The sequence below is a fragment of the Labrenzia sp. THAF187b genome (assembly GCF_009363375.1).
In the GTDB taxonomy this organism is placed as follows: Bacteria; Pseudomonadota; Alphaproteobacteria; order Rhizobiales; family Stappiaceae; genus Roseibium; species Roseibium algicola.
Window position 1 is genome coordinate 3,600,936 of the sequence record NZ_CP045344.1, and the last position, 20,513, is coordinate 3,621,448.

The 20,513-nt window shown below is 60.7% G+C and carries 18 protein-coding genes; 5 read left to right on the forward strand and 13 right to left on the reverse strand.

Translation table 11 applies throughout. The features are described from left to right. The first annotated feature begins 172 nt into the window (after positions 1 to 172). Positions 173 to 1,915, forward strand: coding sequence for an ABC transporter ATP-binding protein (locus tag FIV03_RS16520; protein WP_152510318.1), 1,743 nt, complete (start codon positions 173 to 175; stop codon positions 1,913 to 1,915). Continuing rightward, positions 1,912 to 2,589 (forward strand): hypothetical protein, encoded by a 678-nt coding sequence (locus FIV03_RS16525; RefSeq protein ID WP_152510319.1) that lies wholly within the window; start codon positions 1,912 to 1,914, stop codon positions 2,587 to 2,589. Before FIV03_RS16520 ends, FIV03_RS16525 begins: the two co-directional genes overlap by 4 nt. A 217-nt stretch (positions 2,590 to 2,806) precedes the next feature. Here FIV03_RS16525 and FIV03_RS16530 read toward each other — a convergent pair whose 3' ends face one another. The 6 genes from FIV03_RS16530 to FIV03_RS16555 form a co-directional block, all read right to left on the reverse strand. Next, complete coding sequence (locus tag FIV03_RS16530) at positions 2,807 to 3,010, reverse strand: formate dehydrogenase subunit delta (protein ID WP_152510320.1); 204 nt, start codon at positions 3,008 to 3,010, stop codon at positions 2,807 to 2,809. Further along, entirely contained in the window at positions 3,000 to 3,818 is an 819-nt protein-coding gene (gene fdhD / locus FIV03_RS16535) for a formate dehydrogenase accessory sulfurtransferase FdhD (protein WP_152510321.1), read from the reverse strand. Before fdhD ends, FIV03_RS16530 begins: the two co-directional genes overlap by 11 nt. A gap of 6 nt (positions 3,819 to 3,824) precedes the next feature. Then, on the reverse strand, positions 3,825 to 6,668 hold the full coding sequence (gene fdhF, locus FIV03_RS16540) for a formate dehydrogenase subunit alpha (protein ID WP_209010067.1): 2,844 nt from the start codon (positions 6,666 to 6,668) through the stop codon (positions 3,825 to 3,827). A gap of 32 nt (positions 6,669 to 6,700) precedes the next feature. Beyond that, positions 6,701 to 8,218 (reverse strand): NADH-quinone oxidoreductase subunit NuoF, encoded by a 1,518-nt coding sequence (locus FIV03_RS16545; RefSeq protein WP_055655162.1) that lies wholly within the window; start codon positions 8,216 to 8,218, stop codon positions 6,701 to 6,703. After that, positions 8,215 to 8,643, reverse strand: coding sequence for a formate dehydrogenase subunit gamma (locus tag FIV03_RS16550; RefSeq protein ID WP_229005909.1), 429 nt, complete (start codon positions 8,641 to 8,643; stop codon positions 8,215 to 8,217). Before FIV03_RS16550 ends, FIV03_RS16545 begins: the two co-directional genes overlap by 4 nt. 175 nt (positions 8,644 to 8,818) lie before the next feature. Then, a complete protein-coding gene (locus tag FIV03_RS16555; protein WP_031269215.1) occupies positions 8,819 to 9,703 on the reverse strand; it encodes a LysR family transcriptional regulator in 885 nt (294 codons plus the stop codon). Positions 9,704 to 9,876: 173 nt separating this feature from the next. Between FIV03_RS16555 and FIV03_RS16560 the strand changes: the two genes are divergently transcribed. Next, the gene (locus tag FIV03_RS16560) at positions 9,877 to 10,539 is read left to right on the forward strand and encodes a helix-turn-helix domain-containing protein (RefSeq protein WP_152510324.1); all 663 of its coding nucleotides are present in this window, start codon (positions 9,877 to 9,879) and stop codon (positions 10,537 to 10,539) included. On the opposite strand, the gene FIV03_RS16565 is transcribed toward FIV03_RS16560, so the two are convergent. Further along, a complete protein-coding gene (locus FIV03_RS16565) occupies positions 10,491 to 10,886 on the reverse strand; it encodes a VOC family protein (RefSeq protein ID WP_152510325.1) in 396 nt (131 codons plus the stop codon). The two genes, FIV03_RS16560 and FIV03_RS16565, sit on opposite strands and share 49 nt — an antisense overlap. A gap of 87 nt (positions 10,887 to 10,973) precedes the next feature. Then, positions 10,974 to 11,582: a TetR/AcrR family transcriptional regulator gene (locus FIV03_RS16570; protein WP_152510326.1), complete on the reverse strand. Its 609-nt coding sequence runs from the start codon at positions 11,580 to 11,582 to the stop codon at positions 10,974 to 10,976. Between the two features lie 141 nt (positions 11,583 to 11,723). Here FIV03_RS16570 and FIV03_RS16575 point away from each other — a divergent pair, with 141 nt between their 5' ends. Continuing rightward, on the forward strand, positions 11,724 to 12,152 hold the full coding sequence (locus FIV03_RS16575) for a VOC family protein (RefSeq protein ID WP_152510327.1): 429 nt from the start codon (positions 11,724 to 11,726) through the stop codon (positions 12,150 to 12,152). 145 nt (positions 12,153 to 12,297) lie between these two features. Here FIV03_RS16575 and FIV03_RS16580 read toward each other — a convergent pair whose 3' ends face one another. The 4 genes from FIV03_RS16580 to FIV03_RS16595 form a co-directional block, all read right to left on the reverse strand. After that, positions 12,298 to 12,792, reverse strand: a complete 495-nt coding sequence (locus FIV03_RS16580) for a hypothetical protein (protein ID WP_173013872.1) — start codon at positions 12,790 to 12,792, stop codon at positions 12,298 to 12,300. Positions 12,793 to 12,961: 169 nt separating this feature from the next. Continuing rightward, the gene (locus FIV03_RS16585) at positions 12,962 to 14,428 is read right to left on the reverse strand and encodes a hypothetical protein (protein WP_152510328.1); all 1,467 of its coding nucleotides are present in this window, start codon (positions 14,426 to 14,428) and stop codon (positions 12,962 to 12,964) included. A gap of 37 nt (positions 14,429 to 14,465) precedes the next feature. After that, complete coding sequence (locus tag FIV03_RS16590) at positions 14,466 to 15,392, reverse strand: DUF6384 family protein (protein WP_055655153.1); 927 nt, start codon at positions 15,390 to 15,392, stop codon at positions 14,466 to 14,468. A 62-nt stretch (positions 15,393 to 15,454) separates the two neighbouring features. Then, positions 15,455 to 16,660, reverse strand: coding sequence for a hypothetical protein (locus FIV03_RS16595; protein ID WP_055655151.1), 1,206 nt, complete (start codon positions 16,658 to 16,660; stop codon positions 15,455 to 15,457). Between the two features lie 350 nt (positions 16,661 to 17,010). Between FIV03_RS16595 and FIV03_RS16600 the strand changes: the two genes are divergently transcribed. Then, positions 17,011 to 19,437 carry a DUF3772 domain-containing protein gene (locus FIV03_RS16600; RefSeq protein WP_152510329.1) on the forward strand — a complete coding sequence of 809 codons (2,427 nt, stop codon included), beginning with the start codon at positions 17,011 to 17,013 and terminating at the stop codon, positions 19,435 to 19,437. A gap of 84 nt (positions 19,438 to 19,521) precedes the next feature. Here FIV03_RS16600 and FIV03_RS16605 read toward each other — a convergent pair whose 3' ends face one another. After that, the gene (locus FIV03_RS16605) at positions 19,522 to 20,454 is read right to left on the reverse strand and encodes a pseudouridine-5'-phosphate glycosidase (protein WP_152510330.1); all 933 of its coding nucleotides are present in this window, start codon (positions 20,452 to 20,454) and stop codon (positions 19,522 to 19,524) included. Positions 20,455 to 20,513: the final 59 nt, after the last annotated feature.

Here is a 20,513-nt window from a genome sequence, read left to right on the forward strand (position 1 = left end):
AGAACCGAACCTGCCAGGCCCCCGGTTGTCATCCCGATTTGCCGCATCAGCGGCAAATCGGGACCCGGTATTCCCGGTGGCAACTGAAGTGCTCCAATCTCATTGCCGGTAATTACCGGGTCCTCGATTTCGCGGGGACGACAATGGGGGAGGTTGCAAACAAGGAATACGGATGAAACAGGCAGTTTCCTTGAGAGGAGCAGACCGGGCCGGGACCATGTCGTCCCGGCCTTCGGTGCTGCGTGGGCTGTTCAACCGGGTCTTCGGCACCCGTGAGGCGGCGTGGCTGGTGCCGCTGGTCGAGCCATACCGCTGGCCGCTGGCAATGCTGTTCCTCCTGTCCCTTGTGGCGGCAGCTGCGGCGCTTGTGCCGCCTTACCTGACCAAGCTGGTCATCGACCGGGGCCTGATGGCTGGCGACAAGCACGCGCTTGTGGTCTTTGTAGCCATCCTTTTCGGGGTTGGCCTGGCAGCACTGGCGCTGGGCGCGCTGAATTCCTTGCTGCACTTGAGGTTTTCGGCAAGGCTGCTGAAGGACCTGCGCCGGTCGGCCGTCGACAGGATCCTTGCCCAGTCTCCCCGCTGGCAGGCGAAACAATCCATCGGCGAACTCATGAGCCGCCTTGATGGCGATGCCGGGGAAGTACAGCAATTCACGTTTGCCGTTCTGGTGAATGGTGGTGGCAGCCTGTTGAGACTGGTGGGCGGCCTGGTCATGTTGTTTGTGCTGGCGCCCAAGCTGGCTCTTCTTGCACTGGCACTGGCACCAGTCGAACTGTTGTTTTTCGCTCGTGCCCGTCCCGTGACCCAGGCGAAGGCAAGCGAGGTACGGCAAGCGCGGGGTGTGCTCGCATCCGGGCTTGCGGAGACGATCACCGGGCTTTCCGCGCTGCGGGCGTTGAATGCGACCGGAACTGCGGCAAAACGGATCGAAACACGCCAACAGGGCCTTGTCGCAGCATTGATGTCTGCGCAGATGTGGAACGAGGTGACCCGGGCGGTGCCGATGGTGCTGACGGCGATCCTGCGTGGTGCGGTTTTTCTGGTTGGCGGGCTCGCGGTGATCGACGGCACCATGCCGCTCGGCTCCCTGATCGCCTTCACTGCCTACCTCGCATTCCTGATCGGGCCGATGCAGTCGCTCATTTCCCTCTGGCACGGACAGGCGCGCATGAAAGCGGCGCTTGACCGGCTCGACCGGATCATGAGTGCCGTACCGGATGTCCAGGACCCGGTTTCACCTGTGCCTCTGACTGCCGGTGGTGGTGAATTGGTGCTGGCAGGTGTTGCCTATGCACCGGATGGCGGCGTGCCGCTGTTTGAGAATGTTAGCCTCATCGTCCCCAAAGGACAGAAAATCCGGCTGAGCGGTCCGTCCGGCGTCGGCAAGACGTCGCTTCTGTCGCTGCTTCAACGCCACGACGACCCGAAGACCGGAACGATCCTTCTGGATGGTACGGACTTACGTCATCTCTCTCTTCAAGATCTCCGCACGGTTGTCGCCCTCGTGCCGCAAAAGGGGCATGTCTTTTCCGGAACGGTGGCGGACAATCTCTGTCTCGGGTCTTCTGAGGCAGCCGAGGAAGACATGCATGCCGTTCTGCAATTCGTGGAGCTGGAGGACCGGTTTTCTGGCAAGGGACTTGAAACGGCTCTTGGCGAAGGAGGGCTTGACCTTTCCGGCGGAGAACGTCAGCGGCTGTGCCTTGCCCGCGCCCTGTTGCAGCCGTTCCAGGTGCTGATCCTGGATGAAAGCCTTTCGGAGGTTGATGCGGACCGGGTGTCACGGATCATGATCCGGATAGATACCCGATTTGGTGATCGTACCCGCCTTGTCGTCACGCATGGAGACACGGAACGGTATGGGACCTTTGACAGTGAGCTGGTGCTGCAAGCAAGAGAGGTCGGGGCTTGATCAGGGTCGGGCTGATAGACGGCGCCTTGCCGGGTGACTGGCCGGGCCTGGCAGGACAGGAATGGTTCTGCAGGCCGGACGGCGCTGAACTTGCCTCAGGGCATGCCGCGGCCATGGCGCAGACCGTGTGCACTCATGCGCAAGATGTTTTGCTTCTCAACGCCGTTGTGTTTCCGGGGCAGCTTTCAACCACGCTTGACACTATCTGCGCTGCCTTCAGCTGGCTGGCCGAAGATCCGCCCGACATTGTCCTGTGTGCCTTCGGTATGGCGCGCTCTTCCGTTGAACTGTCCGTTGCCGTGGCAAGGTTGCAGCGCGCCGGGTGCCTGATGGTTGCCTCGGCACCCGCCCGTGGCGGGCAGGCCTACCCGGCTGCGTATGACGGCGTTCTGTCCGTTCAGGGCGATGCCCGCTGCGGCAAGGCGGAGCTGTCAAAATTGGATCTGCCGCAGGCCACCTTCGGTGCCTGTCCAATGGCTGCCGGGCGCGAGGATATTCGCGGCGCCAGCGCGGCGGCAGCGCATCTCGCCGGACTGCTGGCGAGATCGGTTCAGGGGTCTGAAAGGAATGCCCTGGTCGGGCTGGAGACCTTTGTCCGCTACCGGGGGCGGGAACGGCGCGGGGATGGGGCGCTTGCGGGCAGCGGAGCGGCCGGGGTATCTGCCGGCGGGTAGTCTTATTTGAAAAGAGGCCGGAGTTTTTGGCCCATCCTTCGAGACAGCGCTTCGCGCTTCCTCCGGATGAGGTTGTACTTGTTGCGAGGCCGAGATCTCCCTTTCGACCTCATCCTGAGGAGGACCGTCAGGTCCGTCTCGAAGGATGGGCCGCATATTCGCAGCTGCAGATTTTCCGAATTTCAGTAGCGTGGCAAGGAAGAGGGAAACCCTCCCGTCAGAGCCTGCGCACGCTTTCCAGGACGACCGCGTCGAGACCGACACCGCCGGCTTCCACATGGGCTCTCAACTGGTCGCGCATGCGCGGTTCCCAGAAGTCCTTCAGGTGACTGGCGACCTTCTCCGCCTGGTCAATGCCTGGCTGGGTCTTGAAGAAGGTGGCGATCTGGTTGGCCATATAGACCATCTTTTCAGGCGACATCTGCAACTCCGGATAAGACGCGCTCTGGATGCGCGTAAAGATCAAACCCGCCGTCCCTTGAAAATGCGGCGACCGTTATGCCGGCCTCGTCGGCGAGGCGGAGTGCGGTCGACGTCGGGGCCGAGGCGGCAATCAGGGCCGGGCAGCCGGCGAAGGCGCATTTCTGCACCAGTTCCACCGACAGCCTGCTGGTCAGGACGAAGGCGCCGGTTGCGGGGTCGGTCCCGGCTTGGGCAAGGGCGCCGATCAGCTTGTCGAGCGCATTGTGGCGGCCAACGTCCTCGCGCGCCACGACCACACCCTTGCCCGGTTGGAGGAAACCGGCGGCGTGGGTGGCGCGCGTCTGGTCCCGAAGCGGCTGCAGCCGGCTGAGCGCATCGGTCGCTCTGGCCACATCCAGGCGGGACAGGACTGTTGTTGCGTCGACCTTCGGCAAAGGCCGCAGGGCCTGATCCAGACTTTCGATGCCACACAAGCCGCAACCAACCGGACCGGCCATGGCACGACGGCGGGCAAGAAGCCGTTTCGAGCGGTCTGCGCGTAACCAAAGGCGAGCCTCTATGCCGCGGTCATGAGAGACCTCCTCGAAGGCTTCGATTTCGGTGATCGAGCTGATGATGCCTTCGCTCAGGGCGAAGCCGACGGCAAAGTCGGCAATATCGCCCGGCGTTGCCATCATCACCGCCTGCGTGGTGCCATCGAACACGAGCGCAACAGGGCTTTCCTCCGGCAGGCTTCGCGCGACCGCCACCTGGCCGTCCGCGTGGACGGCACGGCCGGGCATGGAGCCGGAGAGTGGGCGATCCATCACCAGTTACTCCGCAGCCGGCAGGATCCGCCGGGACATAGCTGCCTGGGCGGCATAGTCTTCCTGCCAGTTGGTCGGTCCGTTGGACAGGCTGACCTGAACCGCCGTCACCTTGTATTCCGGACAATTTGTGGCCCAGTCGGAGAAGTCGGTTGTGATGACATTCGCCTGGGTGTCCGGATGGTGGAAGGTGGTGTAGACGACGCCGGGGCTGACCCTGTCGGTGAGATGGGCCCGCAAGGTGGTCTCTCCGGAACGCGATGCCAGCTTCACCCAGTCGCCTTCCTTCAGTCCGCGGTTTTCTGCGTCATGCGGGTGGATTTCCAGAAGATCCTGATCGTGCCAGATCACGTTGTCGGTTCGCCGGGTCTGGGCACCGACATTGTACTGGGACAGGATACGGCCGGTGGTCAGAAGCAGCGGGAAGCGCGGCCCGGATTTCTCGTCCGTCGCCACATACTCGGTGACGATGAACCGGCCCTTGCCACGCACGAAGCCATCGACATGCATGAGCGGTGTGCCATCCGGCGAAGCTTCGTTGCAGGGCCATTGCACCGACCCTTTTTCTTCCAGAAGATCGTAGGTAACGCCCGCGAAAGAGGGCGTGGTTGCAGCGATTTCAGCCATGATTTCGGACGGATGGCTATAGGTCCAGCCGGCACCCATGGCGTTGGCGAGCCTCTGGGTGATCTCCCAGTCTGAATAGCCGTTGCGCGGCGCCATCACCTTGCGCACGCGGTTGATGCGGCGTTCGGCGTTGGTAAAGGTGCCGTCCTTTTCCAGGAATGTGGAACCGGGCAGGAACACATGGGCGTAGTTGGCGGTCTCGTTCAGGAAGAGGTCGTGAACGATGACGCATTCCATGGCGGCAAGGCCGGCTGCCACATGCTTGGTGTCGGGGTCCGACTGGAGAATGTCCTCGCCCTGGCAGTAGAGCCCCTTGAAGCTGCCATCGACAGCGGCATCCAGCATGTTGGGGATGCGCAAGCCCGGCTCGGCATCGATCTCCACGCCCCAGACGTCCTGGAAGATCGCGCGGACGTCCTCGTTCTTCACATGGCGGTAGCCCGGAAGCTCATGCGGGAAGGAGCCCATGTCGCAGGAGCCCTGGACGTTGTTCTGGCCGCGCAGCGGGTTCACGCCGACACCCTTTCGCCCGACATTGCCCGTGAGCATTGCAAGGTTGGCAATGCCCATGACCGTGGTCGAACCCTGGCTGTGTTCCGTCACGCCGAGGCCGTAGTAGATCGCGCCGTTGCCGCCGGTCGCGAACAGGCGGGCCGCCTTGCGCAGCTCTTCCGCCGGAACGCCGGTCAGGCCTTCGCTGGTTTCCGGGCTGTGGCGCGGATCGCGGACGAAGTCGGCATAGGTCAGGAACTCGTCCCAGTCGCAACGCTCGCGAATATAGGCTTCGTCGAAAAGGCCTTCGGTGACAATGACATGGGCGAGGGCGGTTACCACGGCAACGTTGGTGCCGGGACGCAGCTGCAGATGGTGGGACGCCTCGATGTGAGCCGATTTCACCAGGTTGATGCGGCGCGGGTCGATAACGATCAGCTTGGCACCGGCGCGCAGACGCTTCTTCAGGCGGGAGGCAAAGACCGGGTGACCGTCGGTTGGGTTGGCGCCAATCACGATGACGACGTCGGTATGTTCGACGGAATCGAAATCCTGCGTCCCCGCAGAGGTGCCAAAGGTCTGGCCGAGGCCATAGCCGGTCGGAGAGTGGCAGACGCGGGCGCAGGTGTCGGTGTTGTTGTTGCCGAAGACCGCCCGGGTCAGCTTCTGCACCAGGAAGGTTTCCTCGTTGGTGCAGCGGCTTGAGGTGATCACGCCGATGGACTTGCGGCCGTGTTTTTCCTGCAGGCCGCGCAGGCGGTTGGCGGCGAAGCCGAGGGCCTCGTCCCAGGAAACTTCCTGCCAGGGTTGCTCGATGCTGTCGCGGATCATCGGGTTGAGGATCCGGTCCTTGTGGGTCGCATAGCCATAGGCGAAGCGACCCTTGACGCAGGAATGGCCGCGATTGGCCTTGCCGTGCTTGTAAGGCACCATGCGCACCAGTTCGTCGCCGTTGAGTTCAGCCTTGAACGAACAGCCGACGCCGCAATAGGCGCAAGTGGTGACGACGGACCGTTCCGGTGTTCCCAGGTCGATGACGGATTTTTCCTGAAGCGTGCCGGTTGGGCAGGCCTGCACGCAGGCGCCACAGGACACGCAGTCGGAAGACAGGAAATCGTCGAATGCCGCACCCGGCGAAACACGGCTTTCAAAACCACGACCCTCGATGGTCAGGGCAAAGGTGCCCTGAACCTCTTCGCAGGCCCGCACACAACGCGAGCAGACGATGCATTTGGCCGGGTCGTAAGCGAAATAGGGGTTTGATACGTCCTTCGGGATATACTCCGGGTTCGGCCCAACAGAGGTACGCTGTTCGAAGTGGTTACGGCCCGGCTCGTAACGGACATCACGCAGGCCGACCATGCCGGCCATGTCCTGCAACTCGCAATCGCCATTGGCAGCGCAAGTCAGGCAGTCCAGCGGATGGTCGGAGATGTAGAGCTCCATCACGCCCTTGCGGATCTGCTTGACTCTGGAGGACTGGGTGTGAACGACCATGCCCGGCGCAACCGGTGTGGTGCAGGAAGCGGGTGTGCCGCGCCGGCCCTCGATCTCGACCACGCAAAGGCGGCAGGAGCCGAAGGCGTCGATGCTGTCCGTGGCGCAAAGCTTGGGAACCTGAAGACCGATTTCAGAGGCCGCGCGCATTACCGATGTGCCTTCCGGCACAGTGACCTCGAAGCCATCGATGGTCAGTGTGACCGGAGCGCCTTCCTTTGCCGGAGTGCCCATGTCGCGATCATCATGGATGTTGGCGAGATCCGTCATTCGGCGGCCTCCTTCTGGCGGGCAAAATCTTCAGGGAAGTGGGTAAGGGCGCTCATGACCGGATAGGGCGTGAACCCACCGAGGGCACATAGCGAGCCGTCTTTCATCGTGTCGCAGAGATCCGTCAGCAGGTGGACAGCCCCTGCATCGCCAGCATCGATCCGGTCGATTGTCTCGACACCGCGCACGGCGCCGATCCGGCACGGTGTGCATTTGCCACAGCTTTCCACAGCGCAGAATTCCATGGCGAAGCGGGCCATCTTCAGCATGTCCGCCCTGTCATCGAAGACGACAATACCGGCATGTCCGATGAGGCCACCCTGGCCGTCGAATTCTTCATAACCGAACGGCGTGTTGAACTTGGAAACGGGCATATACGCCCCAAGGGGGCCACCAACCTGGACAGCCTTGACCGGCCGGCCACTGGCGGTGCCACCGGCAATATCGTTGATCAGCTCACCCAGAGGCATGCCGAAAGCGGTCTCGAAAAGACCGCCGTAGCGGACATTGCCTGCGATCTGGATCGGCATGGTGCCCTTGGAGCGGCCGAGGCCGAACCCGGCATAGAACTCCGCGCCTTTTTCCATTATGACCGGAACAGTTGCCAGTGAGAGCACGTTGTTGACGACGGTCGGCTTGCCGAAGAGGCCTTCAAGCGCAGGCAGCGGCGGCTTGGCACGCACGATGCCGCGCTTGCCTTCCAGGCTGTTGAGGAGGGACGTTTCCTCACCGCACACGTATGCGCCTGCACCAGTGCGGATTTCCAGGTCGAAAGCCTTGCCGGAACCGAGAACGTTCGTGCCGAGCAGGCCGGCCTTGAGACCGATCCTGACGGCGGCTTCCATGACTGCGATGGCGTCCGGATACTCGGAGCGAATATAGACGAAGCCCTTGGTGGCACCTGTGGCAAGGCCGGCGATGATCATGCCTTCGATCAGCGTGAAGGGATCGCCTTCCATGAGCATGCGGTCGGCGAAGGTGCCGCTGTCACCTTCGTCCGCGTTGCAGACAATGTATTTTCGCGCCGAAACTGCCTTGCGGACCGTGTCCCACTTGATACCCGTGGGAAACCCTGCGCCACCACGGCCGCGCAGGCCGGAGTTGGTGACTTCCGTAACGATCTCTTCTTCGCTGAGAGCAAGAGCGCGTTTCAGGCCGACAAGTCCGCCATGGGCTTCGTATTCGGCGAGGCTGAGCGGATCGATCAGGCCGCAACGGGCAAAGGTCAGCCGGGTCTGGCGGGCGAAAAAGGGGATGTCTTCCACCGTGCCGAGACTTTCCAGCGTGCCGTCCAGAAGAGAAGGAACGTCTTCGGCTGTGACGGCGCCAAAGGCCTTGCGGGTGCCGTCGATTTCGATTTCGACAAGCGGTTCCAGCCAGACCATGCCACGGCTGCCATTGCGTACCACGGTGACATCGAGACCACGGTTGCCGGCTTCGATTTGAATTGCTGCGGCAACTTCATCGGCACCCAGTGCCTTGGCAGCACTATCCAGGGGAACGAAGATCTTCATACACCGGCCTCCTGGAGGATACGCGTCATGCGATCTTCGGTGACACGGCCGATGACCTTGCCGTCGACCATCGCGGCAGGGGCGCAGGCACACAGGCCGAGACAGTAGACAGGTTCGAGAGTGACGGCACCGTTGCGGGTTGTGCCGTGCCAGTCTAGACCGAGCTTGGCCAGAACCGCCTCGCCAAGGGCTTCGCCGCCGACGGCCTGGCAGGCCTCTGCCCGGCAGATCTTGACGACGTGGCGCCCGGCGGGGGCCTTGCGGAAATCATGGTAGAAGGAGATGACGCCGTGAACTTCCGCCTTGGAGAGATTGAGCGCTTCTGCAATCAGCTCGACCGCTGCCTGGGGCACATAGCCGAATTCCGCCTGCAAGCCATGCAGCATGGGCAGAAGTGGACCTTCCAAGGTGATAAAATCTTCCATCACGGCCGAGATCTGTTCGGCCGTGGGCTCTCCCGTCGCATACGGCATGCGCGTCCTCCCGTATATTTCGAGGCGCATCACACCATTAAGTTTGATTTGATATCAATAATGATTTTCCGTTGATCGATTGGAAATCATGATCGATGATGATTTGACCGTTTCGGCTAACTTCCGGTCAGACCTCGGAAATACGCCTTGCTTCGGACAGAAGAGCACGCAAAACCGGGGTGTGCGGTTCGCGATAGGGGGCCACAAGGCCGACAGTGTGACCGGTGTGAACGCCTACAAGAGGGATCGTCTTCAAGGGTTTTCCGGCTGTCAGAAATTCTGCGAGATCCGCGGGTAGGACGGTTATCCAACCGCCGTCCAGCACATTTGCCACCAGCACGACCGTGGAATTGGACTCGATCCGGGCTTCCGGCATGATTCCGGCCTCGCCGAAATGACGGTTGATGATCCGCCGGTTCTGCATGTCGGGGGTCAGGAGGCAGATCCGTTCCTCGGCCAGCTCCTTCCATTTGACCGACTTTCTGCCCGCGAAGGACGAAGCTTCATTGCAAACCAGCATATAGCTTTCATTGTAGAGCGGTTCGGTGCTGACCCTGCCGGTCGGTTCGTTGTCGAGGTAGGAAATGCCGGCATCGATATCGAGGTTCTCCAGCATCGACAGGATTTCCATCGAATTTCGCGACAGGATGGTGAAACGCACGTTCGGGTGCTTGTTGCCGAACCATGTCGTCAGTTTGGCTGCCCAGGTGAGGGCGGTCGGGATGACGGCTATGCGCAATTGTCCCGTCAGGCCGTCGCGGGAGAACCGCATCTCTTCGCGCAACTGGCGGGCATCCCCCACGATCTGACGAGCCCAGACCAGGGCACGCTGGCCTTCCGGTGTCAGGCCGCCGAACCGGGAGCCTCTGAAAAACAGCTGAACACCAAGCTGATCCTCAAGCTGCTTGATGCCGGTCGAGAGCGTCGGCTGGGCGATGCCGAGGCTTTCGGCCGCACGGCCGAAATGTTCTTCCCGGGCCACGGCGAGAAACATCTCCAGCTTTTCGATCATCACAAAGGCTCCGAACCGGTCAGTAGTGGGTAGGTCCATGCTTCATGACATTTGATCAGAAGAATTGAAAGTGGCGTTCTCAATCAGGATTTTCGATCGATGTTTACTCGCAGCTGCCCACGCCACGTTGAACAATCTCGCGTGCGCTGCCGCCACCTGCTAAAGATTTGTCCATGAGTGGCACGGTCAGATTTGAAAAATGGCATCACGGGATCGACACAGCGGAAAATGCTCTGATCTTTCCGGATGGTTGCCGGGATGTGCTGGTGGTGCGTGAGCAGGGCAAGCGGGAAAAGGTTCTGCTGACGGACCTCGATTTCCAGCCGCGCGTCGCCGAACTCGCGGCCGGGACGCATATCACGGGGTTCCGGTTGCGGCCGGGTGGCGTCATTGAGGACGAGGTTCTTCAAGCCATTGAACGCGACTGCGAGCGAGTGGAAGACATCCTCGGCAACGCACTTGACGAGACCAATGACCTGGACGACGTGATCGTTGCCCTGACGTTGCCAAAGTCGACCGTCGAGCGGGCATCGAAACAGGCAGGCGTGTCGGTGAGAACACTGCAGAGGCGGTTTCGGGAGCAGGGCCTGCCACCGCCGGAATACTGGCGCTTGCTCGCGCGAGCGCGCAGGGCTGCAGGACTGCTGGCGACGGAGGTGCCGCTGGTGGAGATCGCCGCTGTGTGCGGTTTCAGCGATCAGGCCCACATGACGCGCGACCTGCGGCGCTGGTTTGGACGGTCACCGGCGCAATTGCGCCGGGACCCCGATAGCCTGTCGCTGTTGTCTCAACCAGCACTGGGCAACTGGATCGGCGAGCAGATCTCCACGAGGTAGCCGAAAGGATCGCTCACATAGGATGTGATCTGCCCCCAGGGTTCCTCTCGTGCATCCTGCAACTTGTTTGCACCGGCGGCGACTGCACGGGCAAGGGAGGCTGCAACGTCATCCGTCTCGAACGCCAGTTCGAACACAGGTGCCTTCGGTTCGGGGGTGCCGGGTGACTTTCCGAGCTGGTTCATCAGCGTTTTGGATGAGAACGCGAGCTTTGTCTCGCCCGTCGCGAGTTCGCCGTAGTCTCCGGATTCATGAAGGAACAGACGTTCCAGTCCGAAGGCCTTCTCGTAGAAGTCGAGAGCGGCGGCGACATTCTCGACGTAGAGGATGGTGTATCTCAGAATCACTTGGGTCTCCCGGTCGGTTGGTTTGGCGCCAGCCATAGAATGTTGGTGCAAGGCCGTCTTGAAGGATCACGACATCAGAGCCGATTGTCAGTCTGCCAGGATGCCGGCCAATAGCTTGCGGGTCGCGGCTTCATACGCTTTCCTGTCACCGCCATTTGCAATTGCCAGCGCCGCGCGGTCGAACGCGGAAGAGAGCAGGTCCGCCAAAGGCTCCAGGGGAATATCTTTCAGTGCACCGTGATTGGCTGCATGCCGCAGACCTTCCAGAAGCGTGGCGCCGCCGGTCTGGCGATCGATCTCCGCCATTTCCGACAGGCCGAGCACCGTCGGTCCTTCCAGCAGCATGATCCTTGCCCGGCCTGAAACGGACATGGCCGAGAAATAGGCGCTGGCGCCGGACATGAAGGCGTCGAGCGGTGTCTGGCCCGTGTTCGTCTGGCTGTTGATCTCCGCCGCGATCGCTTCCGATTCCTGGTGGACCAGCGCCCGCATCAGGTCTGCCTTGTCGGCGAAGTGATGATAGAGCGCGCCGCGGGTGACGTCTGCCGCCTTGACGATCTCAGGTGTTCCGGTTTCCGCATAGCCTTTTTCAACGATCAGCGCCCTTGCCGCATCCAACAGGGCCTTGCGCGTTTCCGCGCGCCTTTCCGCCTGTGTACGGCGTTCGCCTGACTTCTCGGGGTTTTTATCTTGCATACATGCAGCCTGTATGTTAGTTGAAAAATTACATACAGACTGTATGTCTTTTTGTTGTGATTGGAAAGCCTCGGAAACAGCCGGAGGTCGGGTGGGACAGGCAATCCACATCCGAAACTGGCGAGGAACAGGAGAAAATCGATGAAATGCACCCAGTATTATCCGGTCCTCATGACCGACAAGGTCGCGGAGACTGCCCGGTTCTATTCGGAAAATTTCCGCTTCAAGCCGATGTTTGAAGCAGACTGGTACGTGCATCTGCAGTCGGAGGAGGACGAAAGCGTCAATCTCGCGATCCTCGACCAGAACCACGAAACCATTCCGGAAGCCGGTCGTGGCCGGGGCGCAGGAGGGCTTCTGCTGAATTTCGAGGTTGAGGATGTTGATGCGGTTTATGAGGCCGCTCAGGCGAACAGGTTACCCATTCTGCAGGTGCTGCGGGACGAGGCCTTTGGTCAGCGCCATTTCATCACGTGTGATCCGAACGGAGTGCTGATCGACGTGATCAAGCCAATCCCGCCCAGCGAAGAGTTCCTGAAGCAGTTCGCCGCTGAAGCTATGCCTGCCTGACGCGTCGACAGTCATGCCGGTGAATGCGTCCGGAGTGAGGGAAGTCTCCCACTGCTGTGATCCGCTTCGGTATCGGCCGGCATGAAAGAGGCGTGGCCGGAAACCCGGCCACGCCTCGTCATTTTCAAGACCGACTGTTGATGCGTCAGGAGGAAACCGGCGGACAGGAGCTACCCTGTTCGGCGCGCGACTTCAAACCCTGCAGGCTCTGCATCGTGTTCGGGTTGCCCGGCAAGACGAAGCTCTGCTCAAGCGCCGTGCGCACGTTGTTGATCACGGCAAGATCCTGAACAGCCAGCGTCTGGCAAGGCGTTCCCGTGAAGCGAACGCGGATGCGGATCACGCGCTGGCCGTTGTCGGACGGGCCGAATTCGGAATCGAGCGCCGGGTTCGCGCCGGTCATTGGCCGTTCCAGAACCACCATGTTCGGCTGGTCCTGCAGCACGACGGTGCCGCGTTCCTGGGCACTGGAGACCAGTGCGGACCGTACGCTTGCCGGATCGGCTGCGATATTTACCGATTGCGCGCCCGCCGGCACGTCCAGCCTTGGCTGATCCGGCTGTGTGGGGCGCTGAGTGGACCCGGACTGGCAGGCGGCAAGAGCAAGAGCGCAAAAAGCGGATAAAACGATACGTCGCATGGGCAGTCCCAAGGTTAAAATGGTCAACTTAAGAGCCGGTCTAGAACACGTCTTCACAAAGCACAAGAAAACTGCATGTGACCGCCACCATCTTCTGCCAGTAAACTGACATAACACTCCTAACGAAGCCTTGTGGCCTCACGGGGGCACGGATTTCAATCGGTGAAGATCAGAATGTATCGCCTGTCTTGAAACCGCCACCACCAAAACTTCCACCGCCTTTGAAACCACCACCACCGAAGCCGCCACTGCTGCCGGACCGTTTGCCGGAACTTCCGCCAAAGCCGCCACCGAAGCCTCCCATGGACTTGGGAAGACCCGAACCGTTGGGGAACGCGACCTGGCGTCCCTTCGGTTTGCGGCGCTTGTGCGAACGCTCCGCGCGGGCCCAGTATTCGGCACCGGTAATCGCACCCTTGACCAACTCGCCCAACAGGACGGTTGTCAGCTTCTCGTCGGAGAAGGTGGACTCCCAGCTGCCATAGCCGCTGGAACGGAAACGCTTGATGACGTCTGCAAGTTCCGCACGGCGTCGGCCAATATCGCGTTGCAGTTCCCTGTCCTGACGGATCTCGCGTGTAACCTGGTCGATGCGCTCCTTCAGATCCTCGATCCGCTGAACGATTTTCTCGTCCTCGGGCGAGGGGGTATCGAGCGCGGCGCGCCACAAATCCTTGAGGTCATCCGCCTGCAGAGAAACGGACAGATGCTCCTCCGCCTTCTGGAAGTCGGTGTCTTCCCCGCTGGAAAATTCGGCGAGGGCGGAGGACAGCGTTTCGATCCGCCTGTCCAGATTGTCGAGTTCTCCGTCGATACGGTCGATGTCCGCGCTGAGGGTTTCGATGGTGCCGACAAGATCCGTTCCGGCAGCGTCGGTCATCGCATTGCGGCTGAACTCCGCGAGCTTGTCCTGTTCTTCCAGTGCGATTTCGGCACAGCGCTCCGCATGGCGCGCCATCCGGTCCGGAATGCTGGTCAGCATGGCAAAATTGGCGCGGGCGTCGTTGAAGCCGACAAGGCCGGCCACCCATCGGTCGAGCGAGCGCACAAGACCGCGGTGCGCGTACGCCGGTGTTCCGAAACCGCGTTGCCACAGATACATGAACAGCGGATCGGCCTCATAGGCCTTGCCTTTTTCCTTTCGGTCCTTTTCGGACGTAGCCGCCTTGGAGGCGGCTGCCTCCGCAGTCGCCAGAGCGGCTTCTGTCTTCTCGCGCTGTGCCTGATAACCGGCATCGCCTTCCAGACGGCCGTCGACAGCCTCCATCAACTCGTCCATCTGGTTTTCGGCGGCATCACGGGTGCTGTCCAGCTCGACGCGCTTCTTCTGCAACTGGCTGCGGTCGCTTTCGCACTGGCGCAACTGGTCGGTCAGAACCTTGTAGTCCGCATTGCGCTTGTCGAGAAGCTTGCGGGCTTCCCGCGCGGCGCTGTCGAGGCGTGTGTTGAGTGCACCGGCACTGTCCGTATCCAGTCGGAACCGGGCAAGGTCCCGGTAGGCCTCGCTCTGGCGTTCCTGCAGGTCCGTCAGGGCGCGGGTCGACCGCTCGATCCGCTTGCTCAGCTCGGCTTCTTCACGGCGCAAATCGGCAAGCGACTGCTCGATGGTGCCCAGGGTCTGGCGTCCCGTCAGCATGCCGGTGCCTCCCGGTGAGGCGGTGCAATCCTAACCGCTACCATTTCGTAATTGCTCCGTCCTGAACGCCGCTGCGCCATTTGATATCCAGCTCTCCGCGCCGCTTCTGCCCCAGGACACCTTTCTGCACGATGCCGTCTTCCATCTTGTCGCGGCGAACGGCGTTGTAGATGGTTTCCGAAACGCGCTGGCCCCATTTGTCGACAAGTTCGGCCTTGCTGCTTTCCTCCGACACGATCCTGCGTTCCAGGATCTTGCCGTCCGCATCCACGGCTTCGACCACGATGTAGTAGTTCTCGGTGTCTGGATTGGATTCGGGAATGCGGGAAACGCCGGTCGGCACGCCTTCGCGGGAAATGATCCGAACCTCGAACACTTCCTGCAGCCGTCCGGCAAGATCGCGCAAGTCGGCCTCCGCCTTGAAGGCTGCCTCGTTGTTGCCGTCCGAAAGGGCAAGGTTGCCGTCGGTGGCCAGACGCGCGGCGTCGGCTTCGATTTCGGTATTTTCGGTCAGGGAATCGATCCGCCCGACCAATTCGGTATAGGTCGCGGGCAGCGCCTGAAGCCTTGCCAGCAGGTCCGCTTCCGCGCGTTGCGCCGGCAGCTTGACGATGAAGTACCAGGCCGCAATGCAAACGATGACGACTGCAACGACCGCCGCCAGCCATTTTGACCAAGTGCTGCGCGAGATGTAGATCATCGCCAGGGTGCGCTGGAAACCGGCGGAAGGTGGAGAATAGACGAAGCGGTCGCGCTTCAGGTCCTCGACACCCGCCTTCAGGATATGGTCCGGAACATCAATGCCCTGGGACGCATAGACCTGACGCAGCCGTTCGACCATGGCGGCATCGCGTTCATCGGTCTTCAGCTCGCGGGCCACCTGACCTTCTTCATGACGCAGCGTGTCGACCACGTCCATCGCCATCATCAGATCGTCAAGCGGGGCGTCGGATTTGCTTGCCATGAATGCATGTCTTCTTGAAAAAGGGCGGGCCGGAGGGTCCGGCCTGCCGGATTATCGTCAGATCAAAGGGCCTTGCCCTGGGCGGTCAGCTTGGCAAGCCGCCGCTTGCCGTCTTCCACGGCGTTGCGGATTTCCTCGGAATTCTTGGTCGACATCTCGCGCATTTCGTCGATGATTTCACGCGATTGGACCTGGAAGTTGACGACGGAGTCGACCAGCTTTTTCACCGAGGCTGCGGCAACCGTCGGTCCATAGCCGGCTTCGAGCGCCTTTTTCTGCACTTCGTCGCCGATGTCCGCCAGCGTTTCCAGGCTCTTGTTGATGCCATCCTTCATGGCATTCAGCGTCTCGGTGCTTTCGTGCAGGCCCTGCAGGCCGGTGAACGAGGCGTTGAGTGCGGTGAGAACGGATTCATTGGTGGAGAAGAAACTGACCGACTGGGCGTAAACGCGCTCCTTGGCGTTGGTCGTCTGGACCAGGCGCGCCATGATGACCTCTGACGTGTTGTAGCCGATTGTCAGGTTGTCGGAGAGGTCCTTGGCGATCTGATACCGCTTTTCCTCGTCCTGCATTTCACGCAGCTTCTCGTCGCGTGCCAGTTCAAGGCGTGCCTTCTGCGCCGGGTCGTCACCGGTGTAGGCTTCGACTTCTCCGGAGGCAGCTTCAAGGGCGCCCTTGGCGGCGTCCAGTTTGCCTGTTGCGATATTCAGCAGTTCCAGCGCGGTGACTTCCGCCTGTTTCAAGGCGCCGCGAAAATCGCGATAGGCTTCCAGAATGGTCTGTTCCCGCTCGATCTGGTCCTTGGTTGCCTTTGCAACGTCCTTGTAGGTGCCCCGGATATCATCGAAACGATCGGAAATGGTCCCGCGGCGGAAGTCGCGCCACTTGTTGGACAGGTTCTCGGTGAAGGAGATCTTGCCGTCGGCCAGCTGATCGACCAGCGCCTTCGCGTCATCACGGATGGAATTGAATGCCTCGGTTATCTGCTCGTAGCGTTCACCGATATCCATCTGCTGAACCTGCGAGCGAACAACCTCGTTGAAATTGGAAGCCTGGGCCAGGGTCCGGGTGATGATCAGCACCTTGTCGGGAGAAAGATCGGTAATCTGTTCCAGAAGGGCGTTGATCGGTGCGTCCTGCTCGCTTTCCGGCGTGATGCCGATGTCGCGGAGGGTCGACAGCGCACGGTCGAGGTACTGAAGCGGGGAAAAGCTTCCTGCCGGAGCCGTTGCAGTCTGCGGGTTTTCTGGGGTTGCCGCGTCTGTCATGTCTGACCTCCTTGAAGGACGCGGCTTGTTTTCAGGTATTTTGCCGCAACGTCCTGTTAACGTCATAATTTCGCATGTTAGGGCAGGCTTACGCCGCTCTGTCAACGGCTTGGCATGCATTTCGGGCCAAAGCCGGGCAGCCTTAAAACCTGCCAGAGCCTTTCCTTAGGCCCGTTTTGCGACAAATGTGTTTCCATGGTGAAAGATCTGCCGAAATTCGCAAATAAGCTGATTGTTCGAATCGGACCGCGGATGGATGCATATGCCTTGAAGCCCACCTGGCTTCCCTGGCGAAGCAATCGGCCTGCGAACCGGACTCGGGGCCTTGTCCCAAAAGTGATGGCGTCTTCATGAAGTTTCTCAAATGTATCCTGCTGGTTCTGGCCTTATCCATCACTTTTTCCGGTGGCATGCCGGCCGGAACGCTGCTTGCACAGGAGGCCGGGCAGGCTCCGGCTGAGCCCCTCGCGCGGTCGGCCGATTTGTTCAGCCGGGCGGCAACGGCGCTGGAAGAAAGAAGCATTTCTCCCAAGACCCTCGATCAGCTCCGGTCTCAGCTCGTCGAGGTTCGGGACGCCAGTGCGGAGATCATCGATCGCGGGAACATTCGGGCCAGCGCTCTGGAAGCCCAGCTGAACAGCCTTGGTGCACCGCCTGCAGACGGGCAGAAGGAAGCTGAAGAAGTTGCCGCAAGACGTCTTGAGCTTACCAATGCGCTGGCAGCCGCAAATGCGCCGGTCCGTGTAGCCGGTGAAATCAACAATCAGGCTATCTTCTATATTCGCCAGGTCGACAGGCAGCTTCGCGCACGGCAACTTTCGACACTGCTGGACAGGTATCCTTCGCCGCTTGCGCCGTCGACCTGGGCCGCGGGCTTTCAGGAGATAGGGGAATTCATAAAGCGTTTCGAACGCGGTGTGCAGAACGAACTGGCTCGCCCGAGCGTCTCGAAGAAACTGCATGAGACGGTGCCGCTTTCCCTCGGTCTAGCTATTTTCGGGATTTTGTTCCTGACGGTTCTGCAGCATCCGATTTCGCGGGCTCTGAAGCTCTATTGCGAAAAGCCGGCCACCGGTGCAAAGGCGTTGATGCTGGCGGTGCTCTACAATGCCAGCTTCATCGTGCTGCCGACCATTGGTGCAGTCGCCCTGGTCTCCATCTTTCCCATTCTCGATATCTATCCGAACTCGGTTCGCACCGCAGTGATCGCCGTGCCGGTGATGGCTCTCGTGATGATCATTGCGAACTGGCTGGGGCACACGATCTTTGCCCCCGGGCAGGATCGCTGGCGTCTGCTGGAGCTGGGGGACCGGGAAGCAAAACTCGGGTTGCGTCTATGCCAGGGACTGGGCGTCTTCATGGCCCTTGAAGTGGCGGTCGAGGCATTCGAACTCGATAACGCCTTCGGTACGGCGGCGATTTCGGTGCTTTCGGCTCCCCCCATTGCGATGGCGGCGGTACTGCTTTGGTCTCTGGCCAGCGTCATCAGATCCAACAAGTCCGTTGAAAGCAGTGCCGTGGAGAGAGAGCAGACTGCGGAAGAACCCGAAGAGGCATCAGTAAAGCCCCAGGAATCCGGCTTTCTGCTGTTCTTGTCGCTGCTCATGAAGACATCCGCCGTTCTTGCCGTCTGCGTGACGCTGGTGGGTTACGTCCAGCTTGCCCGGGTTGCGATCCTGCCGGTAATCATGACGGTTGCGGAGCTCGGTTTCGGCTTCATGCTTTACCATCTCATTCTCGTTGTCGTGAAAACGGCTATCGGCAAGCGGGAAGACGAGCCCGCTCCCGTCCTCGTCGCCTTTGGGCTGATCTGTTTTCTGACGCTGATTTTCGCGCCCCTGATCGCCATGACCTGGGGCGCACGCGGAACGGATATCGTCGAGGTCTGGTATCTGCTCACAAACGGGGTACAGTTGGGTGACATTCACCTGTCGCTGGACTCCTTCATCCTCCTGGTTGCCATTTTCGGCATCGGCGTTGTCGTGACGCGCTGGCTGCAGAACCTGCTGAAGGCGACCGTGCTGCCACAGACGCGGATGGACAGTGGCGCTCAGAATGCTGTTGTAACGGGCACAGGCTATGTCGGGCTTACGCTGGCGGCTCTGATTGCGATTTCCACCGCCGGATTGAACCTGTCCAGTCTTGCGGTCGTGGCCGGTGCCCTTTCGGTCGGTATCGGTTTTGGTCTTCAGACCATCGTTTCCAACTTCGTTTCCGGCATCATCCTGCTCATCGAACGGCCGATCAAGGAAGGGGACTGGATAGAAGTATCCGGGCAATCCGGATATGTCCGCAAGATCTCTGTCCGTTCAACGCGCATCGAAACCTTCGACCGCCATGACGTCATCATTCCGAATTCGGAGCTGATTGCCGGCACGGTCAAGAACATGACGCTGACCAACAAGTCGGGCCGGCTCATCCTGCCGGTTGGCGTTGCCTATGGCAGTGATCTGGAAAAGGTGAAATCCATCCTGTTCGATGCAGCGCGCGGGCATAGCACCATCGCGCGTTATCCGACGCCGCAGGTTCTTTTCATCGGGCTGGGCGACAGCTCTCTGAATTTCGAACTGAGATGTTTCCTGAAAGACATCGGCAATGTGATGATTACCAAGTCGGACCTTTACTTCACGGTCTACAACGAGCTTGGCAAGGCGGGTATCGAGATACCGTTCCCGCAGCGGGACCTGCATTTCAAGGATATCGACCGGTTGGCGGCGGCGCTTGAGCGCCGGCAGGCACCGGAAGTACCTCAACCGGTGGAAGACAAACCGTCCTGACAAGTCTGCCGGGCTTTCAATCCGTTTGAAGTGAAAGCCCGGCGAATTTTTGGGGTCCAGTTGGTTTCTCGAGAAAACGTGCCGTCAGACCAGTTCAGCGGCAATACGCGCGGCCAGGCGGGCATTGTTACGCACCAGCGCGATGTTGGTGTCGAGGCTGCGGCCGCCGGTCAGCTCCAGGATAGCGCCGAGAACGAACGGGGTCACGTCCTTGCCGCGAACACCCTTCGCAGTGGCATCCGCAATAGCTGCATCGATGTAACCGGTCATTTCATCCCGCGGGATCTGGTCGGCTTCCGGTACCGGGTTGGCGATCAGGACACCGCCATGATCGGGAAAACGGGACCGCATCTTCAGGAGCGAACCGATTTCGGCAGCCGAATTCAGGGAGTAGGGGGCCTTGAGACCACTGGCCCGCGACCAGAATGCCGGCAGTTCTTCCGTGCCGAAAGCAATGACGGGAACGCCCTTGGTTTCCAGAACTTCAAGGGTCTTGGGAATGTCGAGCAATGCCTTGGCACCGGCGGACACCACACAGACCGGCGTGCGGCCAAGCTCATCCAGGTCGGCGGAAATGTCGAAGCTTTCTTCCGCGCCTTTGTGAACGCCGCCGATGCCGCCCGTGGCAAAGACCTTCAGGCCCGCCGCATGCGCCGCCATCATCGTGGCGGCGACCGTTGTCGCGCCGTAGCGTCCGGTGGCAAGTGCGAAGGTCATGTCGGCACGTGAACACTTCATCACGTCCTTGGCCTGTGCCAGGCGGTCGAGATCCTCATCGGAAAGGCCCACCATGATCTTGCCGTCCATCAGCGCGATGGTGGCTGGAACGGCGCCTTCCGCGCGAATATCGGCTTCCACCTCACGGGCGGTCTCAACGTTCTTCGGAAAAGGCATGCCATGGGTGATGATGGTCGATTCCAGCGCAACGACCGGCTTGCCGTTCGCAAGTGCCTCGCGCACTTCATCGCTGTAAACGATCAGATCCCTGATGGCGGAGGGCGTTGTCGGAGTGGTCACGGCGTGTGCCTTTCTGTTTTCGTCCGGCAGCTCGGGCCGGGTCAATTCTGCAGGTCTTA

Excerpts from the sequence above, each read along its gene's own strand:
- FIV03_RS16520 (WP_152510318.1), top strand. The coding sequence starts at position 173 with ATGAAACAGGCAGTTTCCTTGAGAGGAGCAGACCGGGCCGGGACCATG.
- FIV03_RS16530 (WP_152510320.1), bottom strand. The coding sequence starts at position 3,010 with ATGTCGCCTGAAAAGATGGTCTATATGGCCAACCAGATCGCCACCTTC.
- fdhD (WP_152510321.1), bottom strand. The coding sequence starts at position 3,818 with ATGGATCGCCCACTCTCCGGCTCCATGCCCGGCCGTGCCGTCCACGCG.
- fdhF (WP_209010067.1), bottom strand. The coding sequence starts at position 6,668 with ATGGGCACTCCGGCAAAGGAAGGCGCTCCGGTCACACTGACCATCGAT.
- FIV03_RS16545 (WP_055655162.1), bottom strand. The coding sequence starts at position 8,218 with ATGAAGATCTTCGTTCCCCTGGATAGTGCTGCCAAGGCACTGGGTGCC.
- FIV03_RS16550 (WP_229005909.1), bottom strand. The coding sequence starts at position 8,643 with ATGGAAGATTTTATCACCTTGGAAGGTCCACTTCTGCCCATGCTGCAT.
- FIV03_RS16555 (WP_031269215.1), bottom strand. The coding sequence starts at position 9,703 with ATGATCGAAAAGCTGGAGATGTTTCTCGCCGTGGCCCGGGAAGAACAT.
- FIV03_RS16560 (WP_152510324.1), top strand. The coding sequence starts at position 9,877 with ATGAGTGGCACGGTCAGATTTGAAAAATGGCATCACGGGATCGACACA.
- FIV03_RS16570 (WP_152510326.1), bottom strand. The coding sequence starts at position 11,582 with ATGCAAGATAAAAACCCCGAGAAGTCAGGCGAACGCCGTACACAGGCG.
- FIV03_RS16575 (WP_152510327.1), top strand. The coding sequence starts at position 11,724 with ATGAAATGCACCCAGTATTATCCGGTCCTCATGACCGACAAGGTCGCG.
- FIV03_RS16580 (WP_173013872.1), bottom strand. The coding sequence starts at position 12,792 with ATGCGACGTATCGTTTTATCCGCTTTTTGCGCTCTTGCTCTTGCCGCC.
- FIV03_RS16585 (WP_152510328.1), bottom strand. The coding sequence starts at position 14,428 with ATGCTGACGGGACGCCAGACCCTGGGCACCATCGAGCAGTCGCTTGCC.
- FIV03_RS16590 (WP_055655153.1), bottom strand. The coding sequence starts at position 15,392 with ATGGCAAGCAAATCCGACGCCCCGCTTGACGATCTGATGATGGCGATG.
- FIV03_RS16595 (WP_055655151.1), bottom strand. The coding sequence starts at position 16,660 with ATGACAGACGCGGCAACCCCAGAAAACCCGCAGACTGCAACGGCTCCG.
- FIV03_RS16600 (WP_152510329.1), top strand. The coding sequence starts at position 17,011 with ATGAAGTTTCTCAAATGTATCCTGCTGGTTCTGGCCTTATCCATCACT.